Annotated in this window: 21 protein-coding genes and 1 tRNA gene; 18 read left to right on the plus strand and 4 right to left on the minus strand. The window is 58.6% G+C overall.

What is annotated here, in order from left to right; all coding sequences use genetic code 11:
• Positions 1-206: 206 nt before the first annotated feature.
• The 3 genes from PH256_RS01660 to PH256_RS01670 form a co-directional block, all read right to left on the minus strand.
• Positions 207-1,286 (minus strand): site-specific integrase, encoded by a 1,080-nt coding sequence (locus PH256_RS01660; protein ID WP_270912724.1) that lies wholly within the window; start codon positions 1,284-1,286, stop codon positions 207-209.
• 190 nt (positions 1,287-1,476) lie between these two features.
• Positions 1,477-2,034, minus strand: a complete 558-nt coding sequence (locus PH256_RS01665; RefSeq protein WP_270912725.1) for a zeta toxin family protein — start codon at positions 2,032-2,034, stop codon at positions 1,477-1,479.
• A gap of 940 nt (positions 2,035-2,974) precedes the next feature.
• Positions 2,975-3,556, minus strand: coding sequence for a helix-turn-helix domain-containing protein (locus PH256_RS01670; RefSeq protein ID WP_270912726.1), 582 nt, complete (start codon positions 3,554-3,556; stop codon positions 2,975-2,977).
• A 143-nt stretch (positions 3,557-3,699) separates the two neighbouring features.
• On the opposite strand from PH256_RS01670, the gene PH256_RS01675 reads away from it, so the two are divergent.
• From PH256_RS01675 to PH256_RS01745, 15 genes are all read left to right on the plus strand, one after another.
• Positions 3,700-3,900 carry a helix-turn-helix domain-containing protein gene (locus PH256_RS01675; protein WP_270912728.1) on the plus strand — a complete coding sequence of 67 codons (201 nt, stop codon included), beginning with the start codon at positions 3,700-3,702 and terminating at the stop codon, positions 3,898-3,900.
• Positions 3,897-4,079, plus strand: a complete 183-nt coding sequence (locus tag PH256_RS01680; RefSeq protein WP_270912729.1) for a hypothetical protein — start codon at positions 3,897-3,899, stop codon at positions 4,077-4,079. The genes PH256_RS01675 and PH256_RS01680 overlap by 4 nt, the downstream gene beginning before the upstream one ends.
• Before the next feature lie 11 nt (positions 4,080-4,090).
• Positions 4,091-4,732, plus strand: a complete 642-nt coding sequence (locus PH256_RS01685) for a DUF6291 domain-containing protein (RefSeq protein WP_270912730.1) — start codon at positions 4,091-4,093, stop codon at positions 4,730-4,732.
• The gene (locus tag PH256_RS01690; RefSeq protein WP_270912909.1) at positions 4,683-5,471 is read left to right on the plus strand and encodes an ATP-binding protein; all 789 of its coding nucleotides are present in this window, start codon (positions 4,683-4,685) and stop codon (positions 5,469-5,471) included. The genes PH256_RS01685 and PH256_RS01690 overlap by 50 nt, the downstream gene beginning before the upstream one ends.
• Positions 5,472-5,623: 152 nt before the next feature.
• The gene (locus PH256_RS01695) at positions 5,624-5,866 is read left to right on the plus strand and encodes a hypothetical protein (protein ID WP_270912731.1); all 243 of its coding nucleotides are present in this window, start codon (positions 5,624-5,626) and stop codon (positions 5,864-5,866) included.
• Positions 5,863-6,084, plus strand: coding sequence for a hypothetical protein (locus PH256_RS01700; RefSeq protein WP_270912732.1), 222 nt, complete (start codon positions 5,863-5,865; stop codon positions 6,082-6,084). Before PH256_RS01695 ends, PH256_RS01700 begins: the two co-directional genes overlap by 4 nt.
• Complete coding sequence (locus PH256_RS01705) at positions 6,081-6,410, plus strand: hypothetical protein (RefSeq protein WP_270912733.1); 330 nt, start codon at positions 6,081-6,083, stop codon at positions 6,408-6,410. Before PH256_RS01700 ends, PH256_RS01705 begins: the two co-directional genes overlap by 4 nt.
• A gap of 3 nt (positions 6,411-6,413) precedes the next feature.
• Positions 6,414-6,641: a helix-turn-helix domain-containing protein gene (locus PH256_RS01710; RefSeq protein ID WP_270912734.1), complete on the plus strand. Its 228-nt coding sequence runs from the start codon at positions 6,414-6,416 to the stop codon at positions 6,639-6,641.
• A gap of 91 nt (positions 6,642-6,732) precedes the next feature.
• The gene (locus PH256_RS01715) at positions 6,733-7,035 is read left to right on the plus strand and encodes a hypothetical protein (protein ID WP_270912735.1); all 303 of its coding nucleotides are present in this window, start codon (positions 6,733-6,735) and stop codon (positions 7,033-7,035) included.
• Positions 7,032-7,259: a hypothetical protein gene (locus PH256_RS01720; RefSeq protein WP_270912736.1), complete on the plus strand. Its 228-nt coding sequence runs from the start codon at positions 7,032-7,034 to the stop codon at positions 7,257-7,259. The genes PH256_RS01715 and PH256_RS01720 overlap by 4 nt, the downstream gene beginning before the upstream one ends.
• Entirely contained in the window at positions 7,256-7,558 is a 303-nt protein-coding gene (locus PH256_RS01725; protein ID WP_270912738.1) for a hypothetical protein, read from the plus strand. The genes PH256_RS01720 and PH256_RS01725 overlap by 4 nt, the downstream gene beginning before the upstream one ends.
• A 14-nt stretch (positions 7,559-7,572) precedes the next feature.
• A complete protein-coding gene (locus tag PH256_RS01730; RefSeq protein ID WP_270912739.1) occupies positions 7,573-7,725 on the plus strand; it encodes a hypothetical protein in 153 nt (50 codons plus the stop codon).
• Between the two features lie 63 nt (positions 7,726-7,788).
• Positions 7,789-8,223 carry a hypothetical protein gene (locus PH256_RS01735; protein ID WP_270912740.1) on the plus strand — a complete coding sequence of 145 codons (435 nt, stop codon included), beginning with the start codon at positions 7,789-7,791 and terminating at the stop codon, positions 8,221-8,223.
• A gap of 70 nt (positions 8,224-8,293) precedes the next feature.
• Positions 8,294-9,235, plus strand: coding sequence for a sigma-70 family RNA polymerase sigma factor (locus PH256_RS01740; RefSeq protein ID WP_270912741.1), 942 nt, complete (start codon positions 8,294-8,296; stop codon positions 9,233-9,235).
• A gap of 152 nt (positions 9,236-9,387) precedes the next feature.
• Positions 9,388-9,975 carry a hypothetical protein gene (locus PH256_RS01745; protein ID WP_270912742.1) on the plus strand — a complete coding sequence of 196 codons (588 nt, stop codon included), beginning with the start codon at positions 9,388-9,390 and terminating at the stop codon, positions 9,973-9,975.
• A 630-nt stretch (positions 9,976-10,605) separates the two neighbouring features.
• On the opposite strand, the gene PH256_RS01750 is transcribed toward PH256_RS01745, so the two are convergent.
• Positions 10,606-10,679, minus strand: a tRNA-Gly gene (locus tag PH256_RS01750).
• Positions 10,680-10,826: 147 nt separating this feature from the next.
• On the opposite strand from PH256_RS01750, the gene PH256_RS01755 reads away from it, so the two are divergent.
• The 3 genes from PH256_RS01755 (at position 10,827) to PH256_RS01765 (ending at position 15,250) form a co-directional block, all read left to right on the plus strand.
• Entirely contained in the window at positions 10,827-12,200 is a 1,374-nt protein-coding gene (locus PH256_RS01755; protein WP_270912743.1) for a CapA family protein, read from the plus strand.
• A 13-nt stretch (positions 12,201-12,213) separates the two neighbouring features.
• Positions 12,214-12,738 carry a GNAT family N-acetyltransferase gene (locus PH256_RS01760; protein WP_087185047.1) on the plus strand — a complete coding sequence of 175 codons (525 nt, stop codon included), beginning with the start codon at positions 12,214-12,216 and terminating at the stop codon, positions 12,736-12,738.
• 241 nt (positions 12,739-12,979) lie between these two features.
• Positions 12,980-15,250: a hydratase gene (locus PH256_RS01765; protein WP_270912744.1), complete on the plus strand. Its 2,271-nt coding sequence runs from the start codon at positions 12,980-12,982 to the stop codon at positions 15,248-15,250.
• Positions 15,251-15,301: the final 51 nt, after the last annotated feature.

Here is a 15,301-nt window from a genome sequence, read left to right on the forward strand (position 1 = left end):
TGCCCGGCTGAACAGCCGGGCTTTTTGAATGGAGCACAGTCCATTCCGACGTGGAGCAGATGATGGGAATCGAACCAGAAAGCGGCCTTTTATCAGGGAAAATAGAGGTGTGGCAAGCCACGTCTTAGCCCGCTTTTCACGAAGAATCAAGGCCGCCGGGAGATTCTCTTCACAGATGAAAAAGCAAGAGTGTGTTACCGGGTGTGTTATGCCTGACGGCTCAGCAGCGAAGAAAAGACGCTACCCAGAGTGTCGGCGGCCTGCTCATCCTGGCCATTCACGCTATGGCCGTAAATGCCGAAAGTGTCCATGCTTCGACTGTGGCCAACCAGGCGTTTTACCTGTCCCTCCGGCAGAACCTGGGCGATGGAAACGAAGGTGTGGCGCAGCTCATACGGGGAAACCGGGGTGAGGCCGTTGGCCGCGCAGTACACGGCCCAGCGTTTGGCGTAGTTCTGCTGGTTGCTGATCCCGAAGATCTGCTTGCTGTGGCCAGTCATGGCCCGCTGCGCCTGAAGCTCGGCAAAGGCCAGGTCAGGCAGCTGCACACTGCGCACAGCATTTTCGTTCTTGCCTTTGGTCACCTCGCCCCGGCAGTTGATGGATCTCTGCACATGGAGTGTGTGTCCCTTCAGATCTGCCCATTCCAGCCCCAGCAGCTCCCCGGGACGAAGGCCGGTAAGGACCTGCACCCGGTATGCGTGGATATATTCCTCCGGCACACGCTTGCCCCAGCGGGTGGTGGTGTCGATGTTGAAAAGCTTCACCAGGTCGGCGGGCTGAAGGATCTCTTTGCCCTTGTTTCTGGCCCCGGCGGGGATGGTGAGATCTTCGGGACTGAAGGTGGTCAGCTTGGATCGGCGGCAGAATTTGAAGAAGGCCCGCAGATCGCAACACATGGAAGTGAGCGTCTTCTTGGAAAGACCCGCGGCGAAGGCAGCGTCCACAATATCCTGCAGGTTTTGCTCCGTGATCCGATCCAGCTTTTTGCCCCCGATGGCCGGATCGATCCACTTCCGCCACCGGCTGTCGATGGGCCGCCAGTTGGATGCGCTGGTGGTGGTTTGCAGCCGCTTGATCCATTCCGGGTAGACGCTGGCCACAGTGGCGCCAGCAGCATTCACCCCGGATTCCAGCCATCGGTCTGCCTTGGCGTTGGCCTCCCTCTGACCGGTGCGCCCAGGCGTGGAGCTGTAGAAGCTGCGGCGCTGGCCGTCTCGCTGCACACTGATCCGCCAGCGGCGGTTCTTCTCGTCCCAAGACGCGGTGTTTGTGCGTTTTTCCATAAAAATAAACCTCCTTGTTTCTACTCGCACCCTCCCAGAAAGAAGGCGACTTTTAGGTACACTTTGACAAGCCCACCGCAAAGAGGTTATAATACAGGTGTTCGGGCTGCATTATCCCTTTGGGGTAAGCTGTCTATCAAAAGGCCGTTCTCTGTTGGCGCAGAGGGCGGCTTTTTTTCGTTGTTTCGGGTTATTCCATTCCTGCCATCAGCCGCACCAGCCATTCCGGTCGGCGGCTGCCAATGGGCAGGATCTCGCCGTTCCGGTACTCGGCCACCAGCACAAAGCCGTTGTCATTGTCGAAGAAGCGGGCCTCGTCGCAGTAGGGCAGCACCTTCGCCACATCGGCAAAACGGCGGGCAAAACGGCTTTCCACATCCTTCCGAGGAATATCATGCCCGCCCTTGCGGACGCGGTTCTCGATGCGCTGGAGGCTCTCCTGCACGGTGTCCAGCCCGATGTAATAAAGGCGGATGTAATATCCGGCCTCTTTAGCCCGGCGGGCCAGCTTGCGGGTGTAGCCGCCGGAAAGGGTGGTTTCCTGGGTAAAGCTGACCCCATCGGCCAGGGCCTTCTCCAGCTTATCCACGGCCAGCTTGCCGCCCTCGTATTCATCCCCGCCCAGCTCAGCGGTGAGCTTGTCCGGGTCTACGATAATGCCCAGATCGGTGCGCTCGGCCTTCAGGGAGCCGGTAAGGCTGGATTTTCCGCAGCCGTTCACGCCGCCGATTATGGTGAAGATCTTCATAGCTTTTTCCTTTCCCGCCTCCGGCAGCCGCCGGGGGCTTTTCTTTTTTACCTGGCCGGAAATCCAGCGAGTTGCAGTTCTGGGCGGCGAAAAGTAGAACTCAGCGGGAAAACCACCGGCTTTCGCTGCCTTTCCAGGAATGAGCCGTCCCCAGCTGCAAAGGCCGGGGCCCCTCCGGGCCTATCATCCATAGCGTTTCGGAGAAATGCGCTGCCATCACAATGTGACGATGCAAAGGTCTGGGAGATTCCCAGCAAGCGCCGGTTTCGCAGGACTTGGCCAAGAAAGCATTACTTGCCGATCAGCTCCGGCCCGGCGGCTGGTATAAGCCTGGCTTATCTCTGCCCTGATCTGGCTGCATGGTTGCGACATTTTGTCGCAACCTCCTTGCTGCCATCGATGCGGCAAGGGGTCGGCGGTTTACCGCCCCTATTCTGCCCTTCGCAATTCGCGATGCCCGCAAAGGGGGTCACGTTTCGCTACCCCCTTTTGCCCTGGGATGGGGTCGCTTTAAGCTACCCCACCGATGCGACAATTTGTCGCACTGGTGCCGTGTTCGCAATTTGCGACAATGGAGCCGCTGTCCATCAGGTGGCCAGCGGGGCGGCCGATCGGCTGAGAGTTGTCCAAATTTTGGACGTGCTGCAGCTGCTTCGAGTTGTCCCAACTTGGGACAACTCCCGCGCGTATCGTGTTACAAAATGCTGCTCCGCCGGGGGCGAGACTGATTCAGTTGCAAGCATAGCGCGTGGATATCCGCGCAGGCCCGGCGGCGCCAGAGCTCCCGGAAGAGGCTCCGGGATTTAAGGTTTTTTAAGGTTTTCGCACCGGTGCGACAGGCTCTGTATATTGCCGATAATTTCGGCAATATGGCCAGTTGCCCAGATGGTGAGCATCTTCCCGCGCTCTCTGCGGCCCCTGGCTGGTCCTGTGGCGGGTTTTACTCTTCGGGGGTACCTTTCCCCTCTGGGGAGGATTTTGTGGCTTCTGTGGCAGGCTTAGCTTGGTAGCGAGGGATCTCTGCAAGTTCTTCTACACGTTGTATGGCAATAGCCTTTCCTTCATCATTTAACTTCTTCATTGCTTTAAGGAGTTTTTGGGGAACATTTTGTGCATCAATTCCAAAATCTTCATCTTCATTTGGAAGATAGCCCAATCGGCTAAGAGCTTCTACATATTTTCCGGCCGCCGGGATGATTCCATGTTTTTCGCTCATGACTTTGAATTCTTTGAACAATTTTTGAAACTCATCATTTTCAATAATTCGTTCGCGTACTGCGGCAGGCATTTCTTCGGGAAATATTCTTTCGCCAAAATCATCATACATTTCGCTTAACAGGATAAATGGAGCAATCCCTAATGCTTTGGCAATTTTGATTACAGTATCCTGATTGGGCATTCTGTCGCCGGATTCATATCTTCTGATGGACATTACGGACAAGTCTGTTTTCTGTGCAAGCTGTTCTTGAGTCCATCCTACAAACTTTCTGTAAAATTTGATTTTTTCTCCTACTGCAGACATTGAACCACTCCTTTTTCTTAAATATACCACATTCGGAACGAATACGGAACATTATTTTTTATAAAAATATTGATACGGTTCTATTTCGGTGCTATTATTTGTTCGTCGGAACGATTCCGGAACAATTACTAGGAGGTGAACAAATGAAACTTCAAAAAATCAAACTAGAGATCGCAATGGCTAGGGCTTGCATGAGTGCCCGCGATTTAAGAAGGGAAGGGCTGTCTCCTGCTACAATTTCTCGCGCTGTTCATGGCGAAGAACTGACCGTGAAAACCGTTGGCAAAATCGCCCGCGCTCTGGGCGTGGACGTGGCCGAGATCATAGAGGAGGTGAAGCAATGAATACTGACAAGAAGATCTTGGAGTATCTGGATCGGGCCGAGCGTTATATATGCACCCCTTGGGAGCAGCGTGATCCGGATGAATTCCAAGCGCTTATGGCGCTGAAGGCTGAGATTTACAACGAGATTCAGCAGAAACCCAGCGGGCCTGTGCATGGCCCTGGCATTTCAGCTCAGTGAGAGACAGCAACATGGCAAGAGAATATTTCTGCGCATACCACAGCTATCTGGCTGCCATTGAGCCGTTGGACGATGAAGAGCGAGGCCGACTGTTTACCGCTCTGCTGATTTATAGCCACACAGGTGATGCGCCTGAGCTGACAGGAAACGAACGTTTTGCGTTCCCAACCATGAGGGACCAGATAGACCGGGACCTGAAAAAATACCAGGCAAAGTGTGAGAGAAACCGAATCAACGGAGCAAAAGGCGGCAAAGCGAACGCTACCGAACGCAAGCGAACGCCCCCCAAAGAAAAGGAAAAGACAAAGGAGAAGGCAAAGGAAAAGGAAAAGACAAAGGAGAATATAGAGGGGGTTCCAGGGGGAACCCCGGCGGACAAGCCGCCCAAAACACGCGCTTTCGTTCCTCCTTCTGTGGAAGAGGTCAGGGCCTATTGTCTGGAGCGCGGAAACGGCATAGATTCCCAGTACTTTGTGGACTACTACGACGCTCGCGGCTGGATGATCGGCAAAAACAAAATGAAAGACTGGCGGGCCGCTGTTCGCACCTGGGAGAGGAACAACAGCAGCGGATTCGAGAGGAAGGAGGAAACGCCGATTGGAGATGACAACGCACCCTATGACCCATATGCCCACGTCGGGCTCATCGTATGAGGAATGGAACCAGGACAAAACCCGGCGGATGAACCTGTGGGACAGCAAACGTTTCCCGCAGAATCAGTGCCCTCACTGTAACGGCAGCGGCTGGGTCTGGAAGGACTGGGGCGAGGGAGAGTGGGTCCCCTGCTCTTGTCAAAGCCGTATCCAGACCAGAAAACACACGGAAAACGCCGGGTTGAGCAAATCGCTTGCCAAATTCAACCTGAACGACTTCAGGGCCGATCAGGCATGGCAGACCGCGCTTTTGAAATCCACCTGCGATTATGCACGGCACCCGAAAGGATTCCTTTTCATCTGCGGCCAGCCGGGGGCCGGTAAAACGCACCTGGCCGCCGGGGCGTTCAATTACATCCTGAAGGGCGGGGCCCGTGGAAAGGGCCGAAGCTGGCCGGATCTGATGGCCGAGCTGAAGGCGGCACAGAACACTCCCGACTATGTGCGGCTTATGGACGAGCTGAAGGGCTGCCAGATCCTGTACTTAGATGACTTCCTGCACGCAGTCAAGAAGCAGCCCACTACCGGAGATCTGAAGCTGGCCTTCGAGATCATCAACGCTCGCTACGACAATGACCGCAACCCGACAATTATCACCAGCAACCTAACGCCTTCAGAAATAGCGAAATTCGATAGCTCTTTATCTGGCCGGATTGTTGAAGCCGCCGGGGCGCACATGCTGATTATTGCCCCGGACCCCGATAGAGATTACCGAACCCGAAAAGGGGTGGAAGTGTAGGCCGTAGGGCGAGCGCACGTTTTCAGACTGTTTCCGCAAGCAGGAGCCACGGCAAAAACAGCTTTCGCCCCTTCGGTGACAAACTTTACCCCTGGCCACTAAAAACGTTTCTAGGCCCATCAGAGCGGCCACCAAAACGAAAGGAGCAAACCATGCACGATAAAATTTTACAGATCATCCCCGCACCTGCTGATATGTGGGCCATCCTTGAAGGGAACGACCCAGACGGCCACGCCTACCGCACCCGTGAACGCGTTGTGTGCCTGGCTCTTATTGAAGGGCGGGACGGAACAACGAACGTCTCCGCTATGGTGCACGATGAATGCGGGTACCTCTCCCCCGCCGGAGCTTTTGACGATTTCAGCGGCATCGAATATGGGGAGGTACAGCCATGAGTGAGACCATTTGCCCCATTGATGGGCTGCCCTGTGACCCGGCTTGCCCGGATAGCCGCGCGGAGCAGCCGAAACATTGTGTATTGGCTGCGATTGTGAAGAACGAAGCTAAAGACATCCCTTGTCTTGAAAGCAATTGCGCCTGGTACGACTACGAAGCAAAGAGCTGCGCCCTGCTCAGCATCGCCCGCAGCCTGAGAGAGGAGAACAAGAAATGAAAGCACACAGTGAACTGGAACTTATCGCCCGGCGGTACCGCAAGTACGGCGTGACCCTGGACAAGCTGCTGGATCTGTTGGCCAGCGCCGAAGCCCGGGGCCTGCCCCACAGCGGGGCGCTTGCCTGGCTGCGGCTCACCCTGGGCAATGAGTTCGGAGAAGAGGAGTATTTCAGCGCCGAACAGATCGCGGCCATGACCGGCGACACCCCGGAGCAGGTCACGGCCCGCATGATGGAATTTTGCAGAACGCACCCCGACCATGGGCCGGTGCTCTGCATCGACCGCCGGGCACTGGCCATGATCGAAGCCGGACAGGAGGAATGAACGATGTTATTCAAAGCACTGCGCGTAAGAATGGTGGAGAAGGAGATCCTTCAGGCAGAGGTGGCCCGGCGGGCCGGGATGGCAGAAAGCACCCTGAGCAGCCGGATGCAGGGCCGTCACCCTTTCACGGCCTGGCAGATCGAAGCCATTGCCGATGTGCTGCAGATCCCGCCGGAGGAGTGGCACCGTTACTTTTTCGACCGCGCCCCAGGCAACAAAAAAGCCGGCTGAGAAGCGCCAACTTCTCAACCGGCAAAGATGGGAAACAGAATCGACAAGCCCTGTTTCCCTCCCAGTTTATCAGAAAACGGAGGAATGAGCAATGAAATTTTTCAAGACCATCAATCTGACCGCCTACGAGGTGGAGTACATCGACCAGCGGGAGCCGAAGCCCCGCACCGTAAAGCGTGAAGCCGTGGTGCTGGACGGCGGCCGGATCAGCGCACTCGACCGCCTTGGAATCCGCCCGGCGGGCTGGATCTCCCAGCAGTTCGCCGTCCAGGGCTACACCGTTACCACTGTGCGCAAGGGCGAGAGCCTGGGCGCAGATGTGGACTTGTCCGAGCTGTGGCAGCGCACCGCCGCCCAGATCGCCGAGCAGCGGGAAGGAGGCACAGCGGAATGAACCGTACATACCGCAAGCAGTGGGCCGCCGGAAAGGCTCGCCAGACGGCTTTTCTCATCGCCACTGTGTTCTATGCCCTGCTGACCGTGGGCCAGCTGGGGGCCATCGTGGAGGGACTTGTGGGCATCGTGCCCGGCCTCATGCTGTGCATCCTGTGGAGCCTCGGCGCCGCCGGCTGCTACCTGGCCGCCGGGCCGGTTCTGGAAGGAGGTGAGGCGCTGTGAATGCTCCTCAAATTGAAGAGATCCCGGGAATGACCTTCACCGGCGAATTTAACCGCTTTCGTGGCCAGTCTTTGCCGGTGTATGCACCGAAGGAACCCACAAGCGGAAGACCGAGTATCAACACGCTGGAAGGTTGGAACCTGCACCGCCACGAACTGGCGGAACGCGACCTTTTGCGGGCGCTTCACCGCCAGCCCACAGAAGCCGAAATCACCGAAGAGATGGTCCGGAACGAGGCGCTTGCGGCTGCGACTGCGGCAAGGGCGGACAGTGACCAGGAAACAATCAGGCATGAATGAGAGGAGGAATCACAATGGCGACTTTCGCACAAGTACAGGTGGTGCTGACATTCCTGCAGCATCTTTTGGGCGGTGCCCTTTCGCCCGATCGGTCGGCCCTGGTTACCCAGGCGCTCACTATCCCCGAAGAAAAGACCGCCCAGCTGCTGGCTGAGCTGAACACTTGATAGACCCGCCGGGGTGGCTGCGAGGCTTCCCCGGCCAAAATGTCGGAAAAGGTTGGTGAAAACATGACAAGAGACGAGGCCAAAACCCGGTTGGAACGATACACCGGGCTTCGGCTGGAAGTGCGCATCCGGCTGGAGCGGTTGGCCACGCTTCAGCAGATGGACCGGGAGCGGCCTTCCCCATGCGGCAGCCGGTCGGAGGAGTACGCCCGGGAGATTGCTCCCATCGTGCAAGCGAACCGCCGGGAAATGGCAGAGATTGAGGCCGCTGTGGCTGCCCTGCCTGATCAGCTGGAACGGGCGGTGCTGCGGCTGCGGTATCTGGAACCCTCCAAAGATCCACGGACCGGCAAGAACAGTATCCGGCATACAACGTGGAAGGATATCTCGGCGGTGCTGATGGGGAACACCCGGGAGGACGGGATACACGCTTGCCTGCGATTCCATAGTAACGCCCTTTCCCATCTGGCCGCCAGCTGGCCGGAACCTGAGAAATAAAAAAAGAGCCGCCCTCCCGGACGGCCCACAACCCTTATCACCAGTATAGCACGAACGGGAGGGCAGCACAATGGAAGAAACCAGAACCCCCGACGGAACGGGCGCACAGCAGGCCGCACCGCCGCTCGATCAGCGCCAGGAGCTGAACAACATGCTCGCCCAGCTGGCCCGTCAGGGCAACAGTGCGGCCCTGGCTCAGCTGTGGGAAATCAACCGACCTGTAATTCACACAATGTTCTGGCGCTGGTACAGCCGGAATCAGGGCGTGGCCGAATCCGCCGGGGTTACCCTGGAGGACTTCGACCAGGAAGGCTATTTTGCCGTGAAAGAGGCAGCAGAATACCACAACCCGAAGAAAGGCGCTTTTCTGACGGCGCTGCAATATTTTGTGCAGCATCGAATCCAGAAGGCCATCTTGCAGGGCCGGGGGCGGTATGTGGTCACAGAGGACGGCCGCCGGGTGAGAGTCTCGGCGGAACCGTTGGACAGCGCCCAGAGCCTGGACGAGCCTGTTCCGTGGGACGATGCCGGAGAAGTCACCCGGGCCGATGTAACCCCAGACCCGGCGGCTGCCCAGGCCTTCGAGGATGCAGAGCAGAACAGCTACCGGCAGGAGCTGCGGGCGGTGCTGGACAAGGCGCTGTCCCTGCTGCCCGATCGGCAACGGGATGTGATCGCCCGGCGATTCTATGAGGGATTGACCCTCCGGCAGGCCGCCGAGCTTGACGGAGTAACCCAGGAGCGAATCCGACAGATGGAGGACAAGGCGCTGCGGGCACTGCGCCAAAACCAGGAGCTGCGCCGGTTCTACGGCGAGGATCTTCTTTCCCGGGCCTACCGGGGAACCGGTTTCGGAGCTTGGAAGAGCGGCGGCAGCGTGCAGGAGCGCATTGTGGAGAGACAAGAGGAACGGGAACGCCGCCTTGCTGCATCCAGTACAAAGCACCTGGCCGAGCTGCTGGGCCTGGATGCAAAGGAGCTGTACGGCTTTTTCGATGATGTGCAGCAATAACCGCCGGGCAACCACAACCACGAAACAGGGGGCACACGGCCCCTTGCGATATATTTTACTTATGGAGGTTTGAATCATGAACAACAATCAGAAGACCATCAAGGACAGCGCACAGAGCATTTTTTTCGGAGCTTGCGCTCTTTTCCAACGCAGTGACGGACTTTCAGAAGAAGGCCCGGGAAATCGCGAAGGAAGAGTACCTGACTGAGGAGGGTATCGCCGCCAAAACAAACGAGGCCAAGGCGTATCTGGTCAAACGAGCCGGTGAGCTGAGCACCAGCATTTCGCTGAGCCTGGCGACGATCCGCAAGGCAACCATGGCCATGGAGGAGAGTTTCGTTATCTCCCCGGAGCTTCAGGCGGCCATTACTCTGACCAGCGCAGCAGGGGAAAAGCTGGACACTTCCGCGCGTGATCGGATGTGGAAGCAGTTCATTGGCGACAACAACGCCCTGCGCTCCCTCAAGGCCCTGTTTGACAGCAAGGGGATGTACACCAAGGAGATGGAAAAGTACATCTTCAACGCCGAGGACCAGTGCAATGACCTGGAGTCCTCGGCCCTCGACTTCAAGATCCAGCCCGGCACCAATTTGAACCAGACTGTCGCCTTCGGCCAGAAACTTGAAAAGTTCTGCGAGCTGGAGGGCGTGGAGCTGGACAAACCCTTTATCCAGTATTTGAACGCAGAGGATTACAGCCAGTTCTACACTGAGCAGCTGAGGACTGCCTTCGGTATCTAAGATACACGCACAAGGCCCGCCGGGTTTGTCCTGGCGGGCCTTCTGTATGCCTTAAATCATCCAGCCGCCGGGGCTGTCTTGTGCATTTTGTTGAACCAGGAGCGCCCAATCACGCCGGATCGGAGCCGGTAGTCTGGGCGGGCTCTGACATTTTGCACAAAGAATCAGCTCTTTGCAGTTGGCTGCAAGAGTTCCCCAACGAGCTGGGAAAGGATGTGCCCACAAGCGGGCACGCTTTCCGCCGCTTCCATCGACACAAGCGGCAAAAGCCCGGCGGGTTAAATCGGCAAACGTGGACTATTTAAATCCGCAAGGCTTGCGGATTTAACGGCCCGCCGCGCTATGGTACAGAAGCACACCATAGGACGCTGGATTTACTGTCCGTAAAATCGGACTGTACAGCAGGTTATTCGTCGGTTGGACAACTCCCTGTCGGCACGTTGCCGAACTGTTCGGCATCCCTCTTGCCAGAGATCCGGCCCAGCAGCTCGGCCTAATTCCAGCTTTCATCTGCAGCGATTGCCTGCGCTTCAGATCCTCAGACTGTCGTCTTTAATGGAAGTGTGTTCAAAAGTGTGTTATCCCGCAAAACAAAAGCCCCGCAAAGCCTTGCGCCTTGCGGGGGTTCTTTGGAGCAGATGATGGGAATCGAACCCACACAGCCAGCTTGGGAAGCTGGAGTTCTACCACTAAACTACATCTGCGCATGATTTTCTTTTATGGAACAAGATTCAGTATACAGCATGCCATTTCAAAAGTCAATCGGTTTTTTCGGTCGAAGCTTGCCGGGCGGGCCGAAAACACGTATACTAAAAGCACCATTCATCATCCAGTCAAGGAGGGCTGAATCCATGAAAACCCCTGCCCGCGTTCTGGCCGTGCTGCTGTGCGCCGCCGCGCTGCTTGTGATCAGCTGGGGCGTTCCCTATTACTTAATGAACACCGGCGTCCGGGTGGTGCAGCCACCTCAGAGCGCCGTTTCCGCTTCCTCTGCTCCCGCCGCCACCCCCAACCCGCAGCAGAAGGCCGAAGACACCCTGACCGCTCTGCGCACCGCCGGTGCGCCGGAGGAACTGACTGCCGGTTTCCTGCAATTTTGTGAGGAGCAGTCCCCCGGCATCTGCGAGGCTCTGACCGGCGCTGCCGAAGCCGGCGGCTACAGTCAGGACCTGTTCTGGCAGGTAAGCGGCAAGAGCTATCTGTATTATCAGGCGCTTTATGCCCAGCCCATGGCGGAAAATGTGCACGACACCGGTGTGACCGACGGCCCGGCTGTACTGGCCTTCACCGGCGATGTGAACTTTGCCGACGACTGGTACAACATGCTCCACTATGCAAAAACCGCGGGCATCGAAGACTGCTTCGGCGAAAGCCTGCTGGCCGAGATGCGCGCGGCGGACGTGCTGTTATGCAACAATGAATTCGCCTTTTCCGACCGAGGCAGCCCCATGCCCGGTAAGCAGTTCACCTTCCGGGCAAAAACTGCCAATGTGAGCATGTGGCAGGAGCTGGGGGCAGACATCGTGGGCCTCGCCAACAACCACTGCTTTGACTACGGCGAGGACGCTTTTCTGGACACTTTGTCCACCCTGCAAAGTGCAGTCATCCCCTATGTGGGCGCAGGCAAGAACCTGGACGAAGCCATGCAGCCCCAGTTCTTTTTGGCGGGCGGCATGAAGATCGGCTACATTGCCTGCACCCGGGCGGAAAAGTACATCCTCACCCCGGAGGCCGGGCAGGACAGCCCCGGTGTGCTGCGCTGCTACGACCCGGAGCTGGCGGTGCAGGCCATCCAGGCGGCCAGCGAGCAGTGCGACTACCTGGTGGTATACGTCCACTGGGGCACCGAGGGCTCCACCGTACTGGAGCAGGCCCAGACCGACCTGGCCACCCGCTTCACCGACGCCGGGGCGGACCTGATCGTGGGGGCACATCCCCACATCCTGCAGGGTGCAGGCTGGCGGCAGGATACCCCGGTGCTCTACAGCCTGGGCAACTTCTGGTTCAATATGGAGACTCTGGACTCGGCCCTGTTGAAGGTGACCGTGACCGAACCGGGCGCGGCAGGGGCTACGGTGCAGCTGCTGCCCTGTATCCAGACCGGCGGCCGGGTAAGCCTGCTGGAGGAGGATGCGGACAAGCAGCGGGTGCTGGACAGCCTGAACGCCGTGATGGAAAGCGGCTATTTTGATGAAAACGGTATCCTTTGTAAGCAGACAGCGTAAGGAGGGATCAACCATGAAAGAAGCATACGGGGAGCGGCTTTGCATCCAGCAGGGCCGCCCGGAGGACGCGGAGGAGCTGATTGCTCTGCTGCGGCAGGTGGGCTCGGAGACCGACAACCTCACCTTCGGGGCCGAGGGCCCGGCTACCACAGTAGAACAGGAGCAGGAATATCTGCGCGCCATGGCCGAAAACCCCACCAGCGCCTTTTTTGTGGCCCGGCTGGACGGGCGCATGGTGGGCTCGCTCAGCTTCCGGGCCATGACCCTGGCCCGAGCCAGCCACCGGGCCGAGATCGGTATTTCGGTGCTGCAGGAGTGCTGGGGAAAGGGCGTGGGCAGCCGGTTGATGGAAGCTGCCATCGACTTTGCGAAAAACAACGCAGGGGTGGAGATCATCTCGCTGGAGGTGCGGGCGGACAACACCCGCGCCCAGGCGCTCTACCGCAAATACGGCTTTGAGGAGATCGGCCGTTTCCCCGGTTTTTTCAAGATCGATGGAAAATGGGTTGATTTCATTCTGATGAATCTTTATCTGTGAGCCCGTGCCGCAGCGCTGTGGGCTGTTCAGATAGACAAAAAGCTCGAAAAAGCGAAAAAATCATTTCAAAGGACCCGGCGGGCGGTTGGCGCTGCCGGGTCCTTTGTGCTATAATCGATTCATACGGGCTTTTGCCCGGTGAAGTGTGCGCGCTGCGGGCCGAACCGAGACAAATCGGGTGGGAAGCAGAGCACCGGCCGCCGCGCAGACCCCGAAACCCTGTTTCAAGGAGGTTTATTCAATGGTAACTTGCAGCAAAACCGGCATGTATTACGCCCGCGGCCAGTGGGTTCAGGCGGACGGCGAAGCCCCCGCCAAACTGGCTGCCCTGGGCTTTGACGAAAATGCGGTGAACAATGCCCACACCGGCACCATCGCCTACGGCATTTTGCAGGCCCACAATCACAGCGGCGACACCGAAGCCCTGCAGCTGAAGTTCGACGCCATGGCCAGCCACGACATCACCTTCGTGGGCATCGTGCAGACCGCCCGTGCCTCCGGCCTGGAGAAATTCCCCATGCCCTATGTGCTCACCAACTGCCACAACAGCCTGTGCGCGGTGGGCGGCACCATCAATGAGGACGACCACCTGTTCGGCCTGTCCGCTGCCAAGAAGTACGGCGGCATCTTCGTGCCCCCTCACCTGGCGGTCATCCACCAGTACATGCGCGAGATGTATGCGGGCTGCGGCAAGATGATTCTCGGGTCGGACAGCCACACCCGTTACGGCGCGCTGGGCACCATGGCCATCGGCGAGGGCGGCGGCGAACTGGCAAAGCAGCTGCTGGGCCGTACTTATGATGTGGCCCGCCCCGGCGTAGTGGCGGTATACCTGACCGGCAAGCCCGTGGTGGGCGTCGGCCCCCAGGACGTGGCCCTGGCCATCATCGGCGCGGTGTTCAAGAACGGCTATGTGAAGAATAAAGTGATGGAGTTCGTGGGCCCCGGCATCGCCGAGCTGCCTCTGGAGTACCGCAGCGGCATTGACGTAATGACCACCGAGACCACCTGCCTGTCCAGCATCTGGTGCACCGACGAAGTTACCCATGATTATCTGACCCTGCACAGCCGCGGCGGCGACTACAAGCCCCTGGCTCCGGCGGACCTGGCCTACTACGACGGTCTGGTGGAGGTGGACCTGTCCAAGGTGCGGCCCATGATCGCTTTGCCCATGCACCCCTCCAACGTATACAGCATTGAGGAACTGAACGCCAACCTGGAAGACATTCTGCACAAGACCGAAGAGGACTGCGCGGCCCTGATGGGCGGCAAGGCCCGCCTGGATCTGGTAAGCAAGATTGAGAACGGCAAGCTGCGTGTGGACCAGGGCGTGATCGCGGGCTGCGCGGGCGGCATGTACTCCAACATCTGCGAGGCAGCCACCATTCTGAAGGGCCACACCGGCGGCAACGGGGAATACGCCCTCAGCGTTTACCCCTCCAGCCAGCCCACCATGATGGCACTGATGAAGAACGGCGCGCTGGGCGAGCTGATGGCCGGCGGCGCCACCATCCGCACCGCCTTCTGCGGTCCCTGCTTCGGCGCGGGCGACGTACCCGCCAACGGCTCGCTGAGCATCCGCCACACCACCCGCAACTTCCCCAGCCGGGAAGGCTCCAAGCCGGGCAACGGCCAGATCGCCGGCGTGGCTCTGATGGACGCCCGCTCCATTGCGGCCACCACCCGCAACGGCGGCATCCTGACCCCTGCCACCGACATCGACTACGATCCCACCATTCCGGCCTACGAATTCGATGATTCCAGCTATCGCAGCCGTGTTTACTCCGGCTACGGCAAGGGCAACTACGACGAGCTGCTGCGCCTTGGCCCCAACATCAAGGACTGGCCTGCCATTCAGCCTCTGCCCGAAAACCTGCTGCTGAAGATCAGCAGCTACATCACCGACCCGGTGACCACCACCGACGAGCTGATTCCCAGCGGTGAGACCAGCTCCTACCGCTCCAACCCCCTGGGCCTGGCGGAGTTCACCCTCAGCCGCAAGGACCCGGAGTACGTGGGCCGGGCAAAGGCCATTCAGGCCGAGGAGGCCGAGCGTGCCGCAGGCAAAGGCAGTGCCAACCTGCTGGACCGCATCCATCTGGTTCCCGGCTGCGGCCAGCTGACCTGGGAGCAGCTGGGCATTGCCTCCAGCATCTACGCGGTGAAGCCCGGCGACGGCTCCGCCCGTGAGCAGGCCGCCAGCTGCCAGCGTGTGCTGGGTGCTGGTGCCAATATTGCAGTGGAATACGCCACCAAGCGCTACCGCTCCAACCTGATCAACTGGGGCATGCTGCCCTTCCAGCTGGCCGGGCCCACTCCCTTCGGTCTGGGCGATTACGTCCTTGTGCCCAATGTGCGCGAGGCACTGGCCGGTGATCTCTCCTGCGTGAAGGCCTACGTGCTGAGCCTGGAGGGTCCGCTGGAGTTCCATATGAGTCTGGCCCCGCTGACCGCGGACGAGCGTCAGATCCTGCTGGACGGCTGCCTGATCAACTACTACAAGCACGGCTAATCCCGAACTTTATCGAAAGCACAGCCAGGGCCTCTTGGCTGTGCTTTTTTA

Source organism: Allofournierella sp. CML151 (assembly GCF_027853465.1).
Taxonomy (GTDB): domain Bacteria; phylum Bacillota; class Clostridia; order Oscillospirales; family Ruminococcaceae; genus Allofournierella.

Coding starts and splice junctions, on each gene's coding strand:
- PH256_RS01700 (WP_270912732.1), top strand. CDS start 5,863: ATGAGTGAGACCATTTGCCCCATTGATGGGCTGCCCTGTGACCCGGCT.
- PH256_RS01755 (WP_270912743.1), top strand. CDS start 10,827: ATGAAAACCCCTGCCCGCGTTCTGGCCGTGCTGCTGTGCGCCGCCGCG.
- PH256_RS01715 (WP_270912735.1), top strand. CDS start 6,733: ATGAAATTTTTCAAGACCATCAATCTGACCGCCTACGAGGTGGAGTAC.
- PH256_RS01765 (WP_270912744.1), top strand. CDS start 12,980: ATGGTAACTTGCAGCAAAACCGGCATGTATTACGCCCGCGGCCAGTGG.
- PH256_RS01740 (WP_270912741.1), top strand. CDS start 8,294: ATGGAAGAAACCAGAACCCCCGACGGAACGGGCGCACAGCAGGCCGCA.
- PH256_RS01690 (WP_270912909.1), top strand. CDS start 4,683: ATGACAACGCACCCTATGACCCATATGCCCACGTCGGGCTCATCGTAT.
- PH256_RS01735 (WP_270912740.1), top strand. CDS start 7,789: ATGACAAGAGACGAGGCCAAAACCCGGTTGGAACGATACACCGGGCTT.
- PH256_RS01660 (WP_270912724.1), bottom strand. CDS start 1,286: ATGGAAAAACGCACAAACACCGCGTCTTGGGACGAGAAGAACCGCCGC.
- PH256_RS01730 (WP_270912739.1), top strand. CDS start 7,573: ATGGCGACTTTCGCACAAGTACAGGTGGTGCTGACATTCCTGCAGCAT.
- PH256_RS01695 (WP_270912731.1), top strand. CDS start 5,624: ATGCACGATAAAATTTTACAGATCATCCCCGCACCTGCTGATATGTGG.
- PH256_RS01680 (WP_270912729.1), top strand. CDS start 3,897: ATGAATACTGACAAGAAGATCTTGGAGTATCTGGATCGGGCCGAGCGT.
- PH256_RS01720 (WP_270912736.1), top strand. CDS start 7,032: ATGAACCGTACATACCGCAAGCAGTGGGCCGCCGGAAAGGCTCGCCAG.
- PH256_RS01675 (WP_270912728.1), top strand. CDS start 3,700: ATGAAACTTCAAAAAATCAAACTAGAGATCGCAATGGCTAGGGCTTGC.
- PH256_RS01665 (WP_270912725.1), bottom strand. CDS start 2,034: ATGAAGATCTTCACCATAATCGGCGGCGTGAACGGCTGCGGAAAATCC.
- PH256_RS01705 (WP_270912733.1), top strand. CDS start 6,081: ATGAAAGCACACAGTGAACTGGAACTTATCGCCCGGCGGTACCGCAAG.
- PH256_RS01685 (WP_270912730.1), top strand. CDS start 4,091: ATGGCAAGAGAATATTTCTGCGCATACCACAGCTATCTGGCTGCCATT.
- PH256_RS01670 (WP_270912726.1), bottom strand. CDS start 3,556: ATGTCTGCAGTAGGAGAAAAAATCAAATTTTACAGAAAGTTTGTAGGA.
- PH256_RS01710 (WP_270912734.1), top strand. CDS start 6,414: ATGTTATTCAAAGCACTGCGCGTAAGAATGGTGGAGAAGGAGATCCTT.
- PH256_RS01760 (WP_087185047.1), top strand. CDS start 12,214: ATGAAAGAAGCATACGGGGAGCGGCTTTGCATCCAGCAGGGCCGCCCG.